The organism is Burkholderia cepacia (assembly GCF_001039005.1).
GTDB classification, from domain to species: domain Bacteria; phylum Pseudomonadota; class Gammaproteobacteria; order Burkholderiales; family Burkholderiaceae; genus Burkholderia; species Burkholderia theae.
Window position 1 is genome coordinate 57,502 of sequence record NZ_LDWR01000016.1, and the last position, 12,387, is coordinate 69,888.

Sequence of the window (12,387 nt, forward strand, 5' to 3'; positions counted from 1 at the left end):
GTTCAGTGCAGGATCTTCGCGAGGAAGTCCTTCGCGCGTTCCGATTTCGGATTCGAGAAGAAATCGTCCTTGCGGTCGTCCTCGACGATCGCGCCCTTGTCCATGAAGATCACGCGATGCGCGACCTTCTTCGCGAAGCCCATCTCGTGCGTGACGACCATCATCGTCATCCCTTCCTGCGCGAGTTCGACCATCACGTCGAGCACTTCGTTGATCATCTCGGGATCGAGCGCGGACGTCGGTTCGTCGAACAGCATCGCGATCGGGTCCATCGACAACGCGCGCGCGATCGCGACACGCTGCTGCTGGCCGCCCGACAGCTGGCCCGGGAACTTGTGCGCATGCGCCTTCAGGCCGACGCGATCGAGCAGCTTCATGCCTTTCTCGTTCGCCTCGTCCTTGCCGCGGCCGAGCACCTTGATCTGCGCGAGCGTCAGGTTCTCGGTGATCGACAGGTGCGGGAACAGCTCGAAATGCTGGAACACCATCCCGACCTTCGAGCGCAGCTTCGACAGGTTCGTCTTCTTGTCGCCGACCGACTGGCCGTTCACCAGGATCTCGCCCTGCTGGAACGGCTCGAGGCCGTTCACGGTCTTGATCAGCGTCGACTTGCCGGAACCCGACGGGCCGCACACGACGACCACTTCGCCCTTCCTGACCTCGGTCGTGCAGTCGGTGAGGACCTGAAACGGGCCGTACCACTTCGAAACGTTGCTGATGGAAATCATGGGGGATACCTGCATCGTAATGAGGCGCGCGTGGCGCCGGTTCAGCGTGCCTTCGCGACGCGGTAGCGGCGTTCGAGCACGCGGGCGTACCACGTCAACGGGAAGCACATCGCGAAGTAGAGCAGCGCGACCATCGCGTAGATCGGAAACGGCTTGAACACCGCGTTGGTGATGATGTTGCCGGTCTTCGTGAGTTCGGTCAGCCCGATGATCGACGTCAGCGCCGTGCTCTTCACCGCCTGCACGAGAAAACCGACGGTCGGCGGCAGCGCGATTTTCCATGCCTGCGGCCACACCGCATAACGCAGTTGTTGCGTCCACGTCATGCCGAGGCTGGCCGCCGCACTCCACTGGCCGCGCGGCACGGCGTCGACGCACCCGCGCCAGATGTCGGCCAGGTACGCGCTCGCGTTCAGCGTCAGCACGACCGATGCGGCGACCCACGGCGTCACGTCGATGCCGACCAGCGGCAGTCCGAAGAAACCGAGGAACAGTTGCATCAGCAACGGCGTGCCCTGAAACAGCTCGACGTACAGGCTCACGAAACGGCGCAGCGCCGGCACCGGCGAGATGCGCATCGCGAGCAACACGAACCCGGCGACACTGCCGCCGACGAACGTGATCAGCGACAGCAGCATGGTCCAGCGTGCGGCCAGCAGCAGGTTCCACGCAATATCCTGGAAGGTGAATTCGATCATCGGGCACGCTCCGTCGGGAGGCCGGTTTCAGGGGAGCGTGCGCGCCACGTGAAGCGGGCGACGCACGAGCGGCGCGGTGCGGCGGTCGTGCCGTGCGGCGCGCGGCCCGCGAACAGACGGCGGCCGACGCGATTGAGCAGCATGCGCAGCGCGATCGACAGCAGCAGGTAGATCGCAGTCACGACGATGTAGATCTCGAACGCACGGAAATTGCGCGACTGGATGAAATTCGCCGCATAGGTCAGGTCGGGCACCGAGATCTGCGACACGACGGCCGAGCCGAGCATCACGATCAGCACCTGCCCGAGCAGCGCGGGGTACACGTTCGCGAGCGCCTGCGGCAGCACGACGTGACCGAACACCTGCCGGCCGTGCAGCCCGAGCGCGCGTGCGGCCTGCGTCTGCCCGTGCGGCACCGATTCGATGCCGGCCCGCAGGATCTCGACCGCATACGCGCCCAGGTTGACCGTCATCGCCAGCACGGCCGCCTGCGCTTCGTCGATGTGCACGCCGATCCCGGGCAGCCCGAAGAAGATGAAGAACAGCTGGACCAGGAACGGCGTATTGCGGATCAGCTCGACGTAGGCTGCGACGAGCGTGCGTGCCCAGCGCGGGCCGGCGAGCGCGGCCCACGCGCCGGCGGTGCCGATCAGGCCGCCGAGCGCGGTGGAGGCCGCGGTGAGGCCGAGCGTCACGCCGATCCCGCGCGCGAGCATGCCGGCGTAGAGGCCGAAATCGCTGAAGTCGAACACGTAGGTCATAACGATACCTCTCGTCGTGAATGCGGGGCGGGCGCGACGCGCATCACAGGTCGGCCGGCAGTGCCGCGTGCAGCCACTTCTGCGACAGCGTGTTCAGCGTGCCGCTTTTCTTCGCGCCGGCGATCGCATCATTGACCTTCTGCATCAGGCGCGGCTCGTTCTTGTTCAGGCCGACGTGATCGGGCGAGCTGAACAGCGAGAACTTCTGCTCCGGATCGATCGACGGATGGCGCGCGATGATCGTCGCGCCGACGTCGTTGCCGACCACGAGCAGTTGCGCCTGTCCCGACAGGAACGCCGCGATCGCGCCGTTCGGATCGTCGAAGCGCTTGATCGTCGCGTTCGGCGGCGCGACCTTGCTCACGCTCAGGTCCTCGAGCGTGCCGCGCGCGACCGCGACCGACTTGCCGGCGAGATCGGCGGTGCCCTTCACGGCGAGCGATTTCGGGCCGAATACCGCGAGATAGTACGGCGCATACGCATTCGAGAAATCGATCACCTTCGCGCGCTCCGGCGTCTGGCCGACCGACAGCAGCATGTCGGTCTTGCGGTCGGCGAGATACGCCATCCGGTTGTCGCCGGTAACCTGCACGAGCTCGACCTTCGCGTTGAGCGCCTTGCCGATCAGCGTGGCCATGTCGATGTCGTAACCTTGCGGCTTCATGTCGGGGCCGATCGAGCCGAACGGCGGGTAGTCCTCGAACACGCCGATGCGCACGACGCCGGATTTCGCGATCGTGTCGAGTGCGTCGGCATGCGCGAGCGGCGCGACGGCGGCGAGACCCGCCGCGCAGGTGCAGACGAGGGCGGTGCGGGCGAGCAGGCGTCGCACGAGACGGTGGGCTTGGGTCGATGCGTTCATGGTGGAGTCCTTGTTGCTGCGCTGGGGAAAGAACAGGAAATCAGGCGCCGCGTGCGGCGATCAGCTTGCATGCATGCGCGGGCAGCTCGGCGGCGACCGGCATGCCGACGTGCAGGTCGGGCGTCTCGCGCGGCGTCGTCGCGGCCGTCAGCGTGAAGCCGCGGCAATCGATCGTCGCCTCGATCGACGCGCCGACGTCGCGCACGAACGTGACCGTGCCGGCGAGCGTGTTCGGCGCGGACGGCGATGCCGCGGCCGCGCGCACGCACACGTCCTCGGGGCGAATCAGCAGGCGCACGGCGTCGTCCGCGCGCGGCGCGTCGGGCGCGCGCCGGATCGCGAGCCGCTGCCCGCCGGGCAGCACGATCGCGTCGTCGCCGTCGCACGCGACCGGCAGGATGTTGCCGAGGCCGATGAAATCCGCGACGAATTCGTTGACCGGATCGCGATAGATGTCGAGCGGCCGGCCGACCTGCTGGATGCGGCCTTGCTCCATCACGACGATCTCGTCGGCCATCGTCATCGCCTCGCGCTGGTCGTGCGTGACCATGATCGTCGTGATGCCGAGCCGTTGCTGGAGCAGCCGGATCTCGACCTGCATCGCCTCGCGCAGCTTCGCGTCGAGCGCCGACAGCGGCTCGTCGAGCAGCAGCAGGCGCGGCGACGAAGCGATCGCGCGCGCGATCGCGACGCGCTGGCGCTGCCCGCCCGACAGTTGCGTGACGAGCCGGTCGGCCAGGTGCGGAAGCTGGATGAGTTCCAGCAGCTCCGCGACACGCTGCGCTTGGGCCGTCCTGGCCGTCTTGCGCAGCCGCAGCGGATACGCGATGTTCTGCGCGACCGTCATGTGCGGGAACAGCGCGAGCGACTGGAACACCATGCCGAAGTCGCGCCGGTTGGCCGGCACGTGCGTGAGGTCGCGGCCGGCGAACGTGAGCGTGCCGGAAGTCGGCGTCTCGAGGCCGGCGATGATCCGCATCAGCGTGGTCTTGCCGCAGCCCGACGGGCCGAGAAAGCAGACGAGCTTGCCGTCCGGCACGGACAGGTCGACGTGATCGACGGCATACGCGTGGTGGAAGCGCTTCGTCACGCTCTGAAGGGTGAGCTGGGTCATGGGGAGTCCTTGGATGGGCGAGGGCGGCGTCGTGCGCGTATCAGAGCGCAACGCCCTTGTCGCCGACGAGTTTTTCGAGCATCCAGATCAGCGCGAAATCGATCGCGACGGTGAACACCGCGAAACAGAACACGGTCGGGTCGAGCGACGACACGGTGCGGCTGTAGAGCCAGACCGGCAGCGTCATCGTGTCGACGCTGTACAGGAAGAACGTCACCGTGAACTCGTTGAACGACACGATGAACGCGAACAGCATGCCGGCGAGGACGCCCGGCCGCATCAGCGGCAGGATGACATCGACGAACGCGCGGCGCGGGCTCGCGCCCATCAGGCACGCGGCTTCCTCGAATTCCGGGCCGATCGATGCGACCGACGCCGCGCAGTTCTTCACGGTGAACGGCAGCGTCAGGATCACGTGCGCGACGACGAGCCGCACGAGCCCGAGTTCGACCGGCAGCGCGTTGAACACGAGCAGCAGCGCGAGGCCGAGCATGACGAGCGGATAGACGATCGGCAGCGCGACGAGCTGCTCGACCAGCGTCTTGCCGCGGAAGCGGTAGCGCGACAGCGCATAGGCGGCGGGTACCGAAACCGCAGTCGCGACCAGCATCGTCGCGATCGCGACGACGAGGCTCGTCGTCAGCGCGGCGCCCATCGATTGCGCGCTGCCGGCATCGGCGGTCACGAAGGTCTGCCAGGCGGCGCGGTACCAGTGCAGGCTGAAATCGCGCGGCGGGAATTCGAGCGTGCCCGACGAGCCGAACGACATCGTGATCATCGTCACGATCGGCAGTGCGGCGAGGCACAGCACGAGCGTCGCGAGCGCACCGGTCGAGCGTCCGAGGCGGCCAGGCAGCGGCGCGCGCGGCAGAAGGGCATTCATCGGTTTACCTCATCATGTTGCACGGCGCGCACGAGGCGCTGGGACACCGCCATCACGACGAGCGTCGCACCCATCAGCACGACGCCCGACGCCGACGCGGCCGGCCAGTTCAGCAGCGGCGCGACCTGGTCATGCACGAGCACCGCGAGCATCGGCACGCGCCGGCCGCCGAGCAGCAGCGGCACCGCGAACGCACTCGCGTTGTACGCGAACACGAGCAGCGCGCCCGATACGAGCCCCGGCATCGCGAGCGGCAGCGTCACGTGCCGCAGCGTCTGCCAGCGCGTCGCGCCGAGCGTCGCGGCGGCTTCGTCGTACGCGCGGGACACGGCACGCAGCGCGCTCGACAGCGGCAGCACGGCGAGCGGGAATGCGGTCTGGATCAGCCCGAGCAGCACGCCGTGTTCGCGGTACAGCAGCTGCAGCGGCCGTTCGATGACACCGGCTGCCAGCAGCGAGCGGTTGAGCAGGCCCGCCGGGCCGAGCATCACGAGCCAGCCGTAACCCTGCAGCAGCAGGTTGACGAGCAGCGGCAGCAGCACGCCGGCGAGCATGAGTCGCCGCGCGAGCCGCGATTCGGCGCGCGCCATCGCCAGCGCGACCGGAATCGCGAGCAGCACCGCGCACACCATGCTCTGGAACGCGAGGCGCAGCGTGAGCCACAGCGAGTGCATGAAGTACGGGTCGGCGAGATCGGCGTAGTTCTGCAGCGTGAACGTGTGCCATTCGTCGCCCGGCGTACCGACGCTCATCCGCAGCACGGTGAGCGTCGCCGCCGCGAGCACCGCGAGGAATGCGAGGATCGGCGCAAGCAGCAGCCACGGCGGCACGCCGGGCCGCGCGGCAGCGGCGGCCGAAGCGCCGTCGGCAGGGCCGGCGGCGACCGGGTCCGCGTGACGGGAGGAGGGCAGCGAGGCCATGTCGTCAGGCCGCGAAGAGGCTGGTATAGCGCTTGATCCACGCCGGCTGGACGGCCGCGAGCGCCTTGTCGTCATGCAGGATGGCCTTCTCCGCGATCTGCTGCGGCGACGGCACGAATGCGCGGCTTTCCGCCGGGATCACGGCCTTCGAATTCACCGGCCCGTTCAGCACGTCGGCCGCCATCCGGCCCTGCACGCCCGCGTCGAGCGTGTGGTTGATGAACGCATGGATCAGGTCGAGGTCGCCCGGGTGCGCTTTCGGAATCACCGTGAACATCAGTTGCGTCGCGAAGCCTTCCTTCATCCCGTACGTCACGCCCATCTTGTAGTCGGGCTTGCGGATCTGGTCCGGGAAGAACGCGGGCGAATAGATGCCGCCGATGTCGAGCGAGCCGGTGCGGAACAGGTCGGCGACCTGGTTCGGGTTTTCGCCGAGCGTCATCACGCGATCCTTGAGCGCCGCGAGCTTGCGGAAGCCCGGCTCGATGTTCTGCTGCGAACCGCCGGCCAGCTTCGCGGCGACGATCGCGAGATCGACTGCCTCGGCCCACTCCGGCGGCGGCAGGAACAGGCGCCCCGCATATTTCGGATCCCACAGCGCTTCGTAGCTCGCCGGTGCGGTCTTGACGGTCGACGTGTTGTAGATCAGCCCGTCCGACCACAGCAGGTAGCCGACCCCGAACCCGTTCGCGCCCGTGCGGTACTGCGGCGCGACGTCCTTCAGGTTCGGCAGCCGGTTCAGGTCCGGCTTCGCGAGCAGGCCCGCGTCGGCGAGGCCGGCCGCACCAACGCCGGCCAGCGTGATCACGTCGTAGGTCGGCCGCTCGCCGGCGGCCTTGACCTTCGCGACCATGCCCGACGTGCCGTCCGCGCGGTCGGCGATCACGCGTGCGCCGGTCTGCTTGCTGAACGTTTCCGCGATGTTGCGCAGCGCGGCCGCACCGGTATCGTCAGACCACGTGAGGATGCGCAGCGTCTTGCCCGCGAAGCTGCTCGTCTGTGCCTTCGCAGTACTGATGAATGGCATCGGAAGGGCGGATGCGGCGAGTGCCGTGCCGAGGGTTTTGATCACCTGCCTTCTGCCCGCCTTGAAGTGTTGCATGGCCGTCTCCTGATGAACGATGCCGGGTGGTTCGATGCCGGTCGCCGAACGGCGGCGCGGGGTGTGGATGAACTGTAGGGAGGTCAAATTTCCGCAACAAACGAAATATCCGCATGCGCGGCATGACATAAACGCATGGGCCGGACGGCCTCAGCGGGCCGGCATCATGACCTGCTTGATCTCCTGGAATGCGGCCAGCCCGAACGGGCCGAGCTCGCGTCCGACGCTGCTGCGCTTGTAGCCGCCCCATGAGGTTTGCGGATAGATCAATTGCGGCGTGTTGATCCACACGACGCCTGCCTCGAGCGCGTCGGCGACCCGCTTGCCGCGTGCCGCGTCGCGCGTGACGACGGTCGCGACGAGCCCGTATTCGGTATCGTTGGCGGCCGCGATCGCGTCGTCCTCGGTATCGAACGTGCGGACGCACAGCACCGGCCCGAAGATTTCGTCGCGCCATAGCGCGCTGTCGGCCGGCACGTCGGCGAACAGCGCGGGCCGGATGAAGTAACCGGAGCCGGCGGGCACGTCGCCGCCCGTCACGAGCCGCGCGCCGTCGGCCCGGCCTTGCGCGATGTGGCGCTTCACGCGTTCGTATTGCGCGCGGTTCGTCAGCGGGCCCATCTGCACGCCGGGCGCGAACGGCGGGCCGACGACGGTCGCGTCGATCCGCCGCGCGAGGCGCGCGATCAGGTCGTCGGCGAGCGGCGCGGCGACGAGCACGCGCGAGGTCGCCGAACACATCTGCCCCGCGTTGAACAGGCCGCCGCCCGCGATCAGCTCGACCGCGTGGTCGGGATCGGCGTCGTCGAATACGACGATCGACGACTTGCCGCCGAGTTCGAGGCCGACGCCCTTGATCGTGTCCGCGGCCGTTTTCATGACCTGCGCGCCGACCGCCGTGCTGCCGGTAAACGACACCTTCGCGACGAGCGGATGCGCGCACAGCCGGGCGCCGACGTCGGGGCCGGTGCCCGTCACGACGTTCAGCACGCCGGGCGGCAGGCCCGCTGCGGCGGCGATCGCGGCGAGTTCGAGTTCCGGCAGCGGCGTGATCTCGGACGGCTTCAGCACGACGGTGCAGCCGGCCGCGAGCGCGGGCGCGAGCTTCCACGCGGTCGTCACCATCGGGAAATTCCACGGCACGATCAGCGCGGCGACGCCGGCCGGTTCGCGCCGGATCCATGCGCGGTGGTCGTCGCCGGGCAGCGCGACCTCGGTTTCGCCGTCCGTGTCGACGCGTTCCGCGAGGCTGGCGTAGTAGTCGAACGTGGCGATCACGTCGGCGACGTCGATCTCCGCTTCGGCGAACGGCTTGCCGTTATTGAACGACTGCAGCGTTGCGAGCCGTGTGCGGTGCGTGTCGACGCCGCGCGCGATTACGCGCAGCAGGGTCGCGCGCGCGGCACCCGTCGTGCGTTTCCAGCCGGGAAACGCGCGGGCCGCGGCCTGGACGGCGCGCTCGACGTCCGCGCTGCCGCCGGCAGCCACATGCGCGAGGACCGCTTCTGTCGACGGATCGACGATCGGCAGCGTGGCGCCGTCGGCGCCGGGCCCCCACGCGCCGTCGATGAAAAGCCCGGTACGCAGCGGCGGATCAAAGTGAAAATCGGGAGCCCGACTCATCGCTGCACCTGCTCGAACCATGTCGCTTCGTCGATCTCGATCACGGTCGGAATCGCGCGCGCGGCGGCATCGCGCAACGTGGCGGCCAGTGCGTCGGGCGTCGCGGCCGCGTGCGCCGCGCAGCCGAAGCCGCGCGCGAGCGCCAGGAAATCGGGCGTGTACGGATCGACGCCGACCGGCGTGATGTCGCGCGCGACCATGTATTTGCGGATCTCGCCGTAGCCGCGGTTGTTCCAGACGATCACGATCACCGGCACGCGGGCCTCGACCGCGCTCGCGAGCTCCGGCAACGTGAACTGCAGGCCGCCGTCGCCGATCAGGCAGACGACCGGGCGCTCGGGCGCGGCGAGCTTCGCGCCGATCGCGGCGGGCAGCCCGTAGCCGAGCGTGCCGTAGCCGGTAGACGAGTTGAACCAGCTGCGCGGCGCGTGTGCGTCGTGGGTGAAATTGCCGACGTACACGGGGCTCGTCGAATCGCCGGCGACGATTACGCCAGGCAGCGCCGCGACGATCGTGTCGATCAGCCGCGCCTGCGCGCGCGCGGGGCCGTCGTGGCCGGACGCGATCGCGGCGCGCACGGCGGCCACGCGCGGCGCGCCCCAGCCGGCTTCGGGGGTCGGCGCCGGTTTTTCGTGCAGGCGGGTCGACAGCGCGCCGAGCGCCAGCCGCGCATCGCCGGCGATGGCGATCTCCGCGCGCGCATTGCGCATCAACTGCTGCGCGTCGATGTCGATGCGAATCAGCCGGCCATCGATCGCGAAGCCGCCGTCGAACGTGACGTCGTAATCCGTTTCGCCGAGCTCGGTGCCGACGGCGAGCACCACGTCGGCGTCGCGGATCGTCGCGCGGGTGGCGGGCAGCGATTGCGTGGAGCCGATCAGCAACGGATGGCCGGCCGGCAGCAGACCCTTCGCGTTGATCGTCAGCGCGACCGGTGCGTGCAGGCGTTCGGCGAGCTCGCGCAATTCGGTCGCCGCATGCACGGCGCCGCCGCCCGCCAGGATCAGCGGCCGGCGCGCATGGGCGAGCAGGTCCGCGGCCGCCGCGAGCGCGCCGGAGTCCGGTGCGGGGCGGGCGGGCAGCGCGGGCGGTGCGGCGGGCAGCGCGGGCGCCGGCATCACGATCACGTCGAGCGGAATCTCGATGTGCACGGGCCGCGGCCGTGCGCTTTCGAAGACCGCGAAGGCGCGCGCGAGCACCTGCGGCAGATCGGCCGCGTCGAGCAGCGTGTGCGAGAACGCGGTGAGCCCCGCGAAGACTTCACGCTGCGACGGCAGCTCGTGCAGGCGGCCGTCGCCGTTGCCGAGCTCGCGCCGTGCGTTGACGCTCGAGATCACCAGCATCGGGATCGAATCCGCGTAGGCCTGTGCCATCGCGGTCGCGATATTGGTCATGCCCGGCCCGGTGATGATGAAGCAGACGCCCGGCCGGCCCGTGACGCGCGCGTAGCCGTCGGCCATGAAGCCGGCCCCCTGTTCGTGGCGCGGCGTCACATGGCGGATCGTCGATTCGGCGAGCCCGCGATAGAGCTCGACGGTATGCACGCCGGGAATGCCGAACACGCATTCGACGCCATAACGTTCGAGCAGGTCGACGAGTGCTTCGCCGCAGGTGCGGGGACGGGCAAGGAACGGTGCCGGCGCGGCCGTGCGGGCCTCGGCGATACAGGAGAGGGGGACTGGATGGTTCATGGATCGTGACGTGCCGATTGGGAGGGTGAGTGGCCCGTACCGCAAACGAGGGGGCATGCAGCGGATTGTCGGCGTCGATCCGGGGCGCCAACAATCGATTAGTTTTCATGCCGCGCATGAGCGCCGTGCATGGCGATGCGTGGTCGCGAGGATGTCGCGATTCGTCGGAGTAATGGAATGCGCGGGCCGGCAACGGCGGTCCGGTCGCCGGCCAGGCCGCGGCGCGAAACCCGCAGCGGCCGGCAACCGGCGCGGCGCGCAGCCGCAACGGACTTCGGCGTTCGCTAGCGTTCTCGCTTCGTCTTGCGTGCCGGCCGCGTTTCCCCAATCCTCTCCTTCATTGCATCGATAAACGCCCGCACCTTCGGCGAAGGCAGCCGCGTCGACGGATACACCGCATGAATCCCGGCCGGCGCCGCGTGCCATGCGGGCAGCAGCCGCACGAGCCGGCCGGTCGCGACGTCGTCGGCGGTCGAGAAATCCGTCAGCAACCCGAAGCCGCCGCCCGCGAGCACGATCGCGCGGCACGCTGTCGCGGTATTCGACACGACCGGCGCGACGCAGCGCACCGACGCGTTGCCGCCGCGGGCGTTGTCGAGTTCGAGCGTGTGCGGACGCGGCAGCGTCGACAGCATCACGAACGGCAGTGCCGCGAGCGCATTCGTGTCGCGCGGCAGCCCGTTTCGCGCGACGAACGCGGGGCTCGCAACCAGCCACTTCTCGTACGTGCCGAGCTGCACTGCGCGATAGTTCGAATCGGCGAGGCGGCCGATGCGGATCGCGACGTCGAGGTTGTCCGCGACGAGATCGACGACGCGGTCGTTCGCGACGAGCTCGACGTCGAGCCCCGGATGCGCGTCGCGCAACGCGACGACGGCCGGCGCGACGACCAGCGCGCCGTAGTCGATCGGCACGCTCACGCGCAGCGTGCCGCGCAGCGGCCCCGTATCGGACGCCACCGCGTCGAGCGCGCTTTCGGTGGCGCGCATGATGTCGCGGCACGCGTCGTAGAACGCGCGGCCCGCGTCGGTCACGCTCAGCCGCCGCGTCGTGCGTACCATCAGGTTCGCGCCGACCTCGGATTCGAGGCGCTGCATGTGCGTGCTGACGACCGTCTTCGCGAGGCCGAGCCGCTCGGCCGCGGCCGTCAGCGAGCCGGCATCGACCACCGCGACGAAGATCGCCAGCCGGTTCAGGTTCACGTCGCGCAGATCGGCCATCGTCGATTGTCCTATAGAAGAGGATAATGTTTCCGCGATTATCCGTCTTCTGGCCGCGAACGGCGAGCGTTACGCTGGAGCCGTTCGTCGCCGATTCCCGGCGGCGCGAGATTCCGGAGTGTTTTCATGTCCGCCAAGCCCGCCGCCGGTAAGCCCGTCGCACCGATTCGCGTCTATTCGTTCCTGCTGTCCGGGCACGCGCACCGCGTCCGGTTGTTCCTGTCGCTGCTCGGTCTGCCGTCCGAGACCGTCGAGGTCGATCTCGCGGCCGGCGCGCAGCGCGAAGCGGCGTTCCTCGCGCTCAATCCGCTCGGGCAGGTGCCCGTGATCGACGACGGCGGCACCGTGATCGCCGATTCGAACGCGATCCTCGTGTATCTCGCGAAGCGCTACGGCGACGCGCACTGGCTGCCCGACGATCCGGCCGCCGCGGCGGTCGTGCAGCGCTGGCTGTCGTATGCGGCCGGCCCGATCGCGACGGGGCCGGCCGCGGCGCGGCTCGTGACCGTGTTCGGCGCGCCGCTCGACCAGGATGCGGCCAAGCGCACGGCCGCCAAAGTACTCGACGTGATCGACCGCGAGCTGGCCGGCAAGCCGTTCGCGGCCGGCGCGCAGCCGACGATCGCGGACATCGCCGCGTACACGTACATCGCGCACGCACCGGAAGGCGGCGTGTCGCTCGAACCGTATCCGCACGTGCGCGCATGGCTCGCGCGCGTCGAGGCGCTGCCGGGCTTTGTCGGCATGCCGACGACGCGCGCGGGCCTGCTCGCCGCATAACGTTT

Annotated in this window: 12 protein-coding genes; 1 reads left to right on the forward strand and 11 read right to left on the reverse strand. The window is 69.1% G+C overall.

Going from position 1 to position 12,387, the window contains the following annotated elements; all coding sequences use genetic code 11:
- Positions 1 to 2: 2 nt before the first annotated feature.
- From VL15_RS09870 to VL15_RS09920, 11 genes are all read right to left on the reverse strand, one after another.
- Entirely contained in the window at positions 3 to 728 is a 726-nt protein-coding gene (locus tag VL15_RS09870; RefSeq protein WP_048245288.1) for an amino acid ABC transporter ATP-binding protein, read from the reverse strand.
- 41 nt (positions 729 to 769) lie between these two features.
- Positions 770 to 1,426, reverse strand: a complete 657-nt coding sequence (locus tag VL15_RS09875; protein WP_048245289.1) for an amino acid ABC transporter permease — start codon at positions 1,424 to 1,426, stop codon at positions 770 to 772.
- Positions 1,423 to 2,187: an amino acid ABC transporter permease gene (locus tag VL15_RS09880; protein ID WP_048245290.1), complete on the reverse strand. Its 765-nt coding sequence runs from the start codon at positions 2,185 to 2,187 to the stop codon at positions 1,423 to 1,425. The genes VL15_RS09875 and VL15_RS09880 overlap by 4 nt, the downstream gene beginning before the upstream one ends.
- Positions 2,188 to 2,230: 43 nt before the next feature.
- Positions 2,231 to 3,049, reverse strand: coding sequence for a transporter substrate-binding domain-containing protein (locus VL15_RS09885; protein WP_048245291.1), 819 nt, complete (start codon positions 3,047 to 3,049; stop codon positions 2,231 to 2,233).
- Between the two features lie 40 nt (positions 3,050 to 3,089).
- A complete protein-coding gene (locus VL15_RS09890) occupies positions 3,090 to 4,163 on the reverse strand; it encodes an ABC transporter ATP-binding protein (protein WP_048245292.1) in 1,074 nt (357 codons plus the stop codon).
- 40 nt (positions 4,164 to 4,203) lie between these two features.
- Positions 4,204 to 5,046: an ABC transporter permease gene (locus VL15_RS09895; protein WP_048245293.1), complete on the reverse strand. Its 843-nt coding sequence runs from the start codon at positions 5,044 to 5,046 to the stop codon at positions 4,204 to 4,206.
- On the reverse strand, positions 5,043 to 5,966 hold the full coding sequence (locus VL15_RS09900) for an ABC transporter permease (RefSeq protein ID WP_048245294.1): 924 nt from the start codon (positions 5,964 to 5,966) through the stop codon (positions 5,043 to 5,045). The genes VL15_RS09895 and VL15_RS09900 overlap by 4 nt, the downstream gene beginning before the upstream one ends.
- A 4-nt stretch (positions 5,967 to 5,970) precedes the next feature.
- Positions 5,971 to 7,068, reverse strand: coding sequence for an ABC transporter substrate-binding protein (locus VL15_RS09905; protein WP_048245295.1), 1,098 nt, complete (start codon positions 7,066 to 7,068; stop codon positions 5,971 to 5,973).
- Between the two features lie 150 nt (positions 7,069 to 7,218).
- Positions 7,219 to 8,691, reverse strand: coding sequence for an aldehyde dehydrogenase family protein (locus VL15_RS09910; RefSeq protein ID WP_048245296.1), 1,473 nt, complete (start codon positions 8,689 to 8,691; stop codon positions 7,219 to 7,221).
- Positions 8,688 to 10,382, reverse strand: coding sequence for a 5-guanidino-2-oxopentanoate decarboxylase (locus VL15_RS09915; protein WP_155420182.1), 1,695 nt, complete (start codon positions 10,380 to 10,382; stop codon positions 8,688 to 8,690). The genes VL15_RS09910 and VL15_RS09915 overlap by 4 nt, the downstream gene beginning before the upstream one ends.
- A 284-nt stretch (positions 10,383 to 10,666) precedes the next feature.
- Positions 10,667 to 11,602, reverse strand: coding sequence for a LysR family transcriptional regulator (locus VL15_RS09920; protein WP_048245297.1), 936 nt, complete (start codon positions 11,600 to 11,602; stop codon positions 10,667 to 10,669).
- A 126-nt stretch (positions 11,603 to 11,728) separates the two neighbouring features.
- Here VL15_RS09920 and VL15_RS09925 point away from each other — a divergent pair, with 126 nt between their 5' ends.
- Positions 11,729 to 12,382: a glutathione S-transferase family protein gene (locus VL15_RS09925; protein ID WP_048245298.1), complete on the forward strand. Its 654-nt coding sequence runs from the start codon at positions 11,729 to 11,731 to the stop codon at positions 12,380 to 12,382.
- Positions 12,383 to 12,387 lie beyond the last annotated feature (5 nt).

What these genes read in the sequence shown, in the direction of transcription:
- VL15_RS09870 (WP_048245288.1), bottom strand. Translation starts at nt 728, where the DNA reads ATGATTTCCATCAGCAACGTTTCGAAGTGGTACGGCCCGTTTCAGGTC.
- VL15_RS09875 (WP_048245289.1), bottom strand. Translation starts at nt 1,426, where the DNA reads ATGATCGAATTCACCTTCCAGGATATTGCGTGGAACCTGCTGCTGGCC.
- VL15_RS09880 (WP_048245290.1), bottom strand. Translation starts at nt 2,187, where the DNA reads ATGACCTACGTGTTCGACTTCAGCGATTTCGGCCTCTACGCCGGCATG.
- VL15_RS09885 (WP_048245291.1), bottom strand. Translation starts at nt 3,049, where the DNA reads ATGAACGCATCGACCCAAGCCCACCGTCTCGTGCGACGCCTGCTCGCC.
- VL15_RS09890 (WP_048245292.1), bottom strand. Translation starts at nt 4,163, where the DNA reads ATGACCCAGCTCACCCTTCAGAGCGTGACGAAGCGCTTCCACCACGCG.
- VL15_RS09895 (WP_048245293.1), bottom strand. Translation starts at nt 5,046, where the DNA reads ATGAATGCCCTTCTGCCGCGCGCGCCGCTGCCTGGCCGCCTCGGACGC.
- VL15_RS09900 (WP_048245294.1), bottom strand. Translation starts at nt 5,966, where the DNA reads ATGGCCTCGCTGCCCTCCTCCCGTCACGCGGACCCGGTCGCCGCCGGC.
- VL15_RS09905 (WP_048245295.1), bottom strand. Translation starts at nt 7,068, where the DNA reads ATGCAACACTTCAAGGCGGGCAGAAGGCAGGTGATCAAAACCCTCGGC.
- VL15_RS09910 (WP_048245296.1), bottom strand. Translation starts at nt 8,691, where the DNA reads ATGAGTCGGGCTCCCGATTTTCACTTTGATCCGCCGCTGCGTACCGGG.
- VL15_RS09915 (WP_155420182.1), bottom strand. Translation starts at nt 10,382, where the DNA reads ATGAACCATCCAGTCCCCCTCTCCTGTATCGCCGAGGCCCGCACGGCC.
- VL15_RS09920 (WP_048245297.1), bottom strand. Translation starts at nt 11,602, where the DNA reads ATGGCCGATCTGCGCGACGTGAACCTGAACCGGCTGGCGATCTTCGTC.
- VL15_RS09925 (WP_048245298.1), top strand. Translation starts at nt 11,729, where the DNA reads ATGTCCGCCAAGCCCGCCGCCGGTAAGCCCGTCGCACCGATTCGCGTC.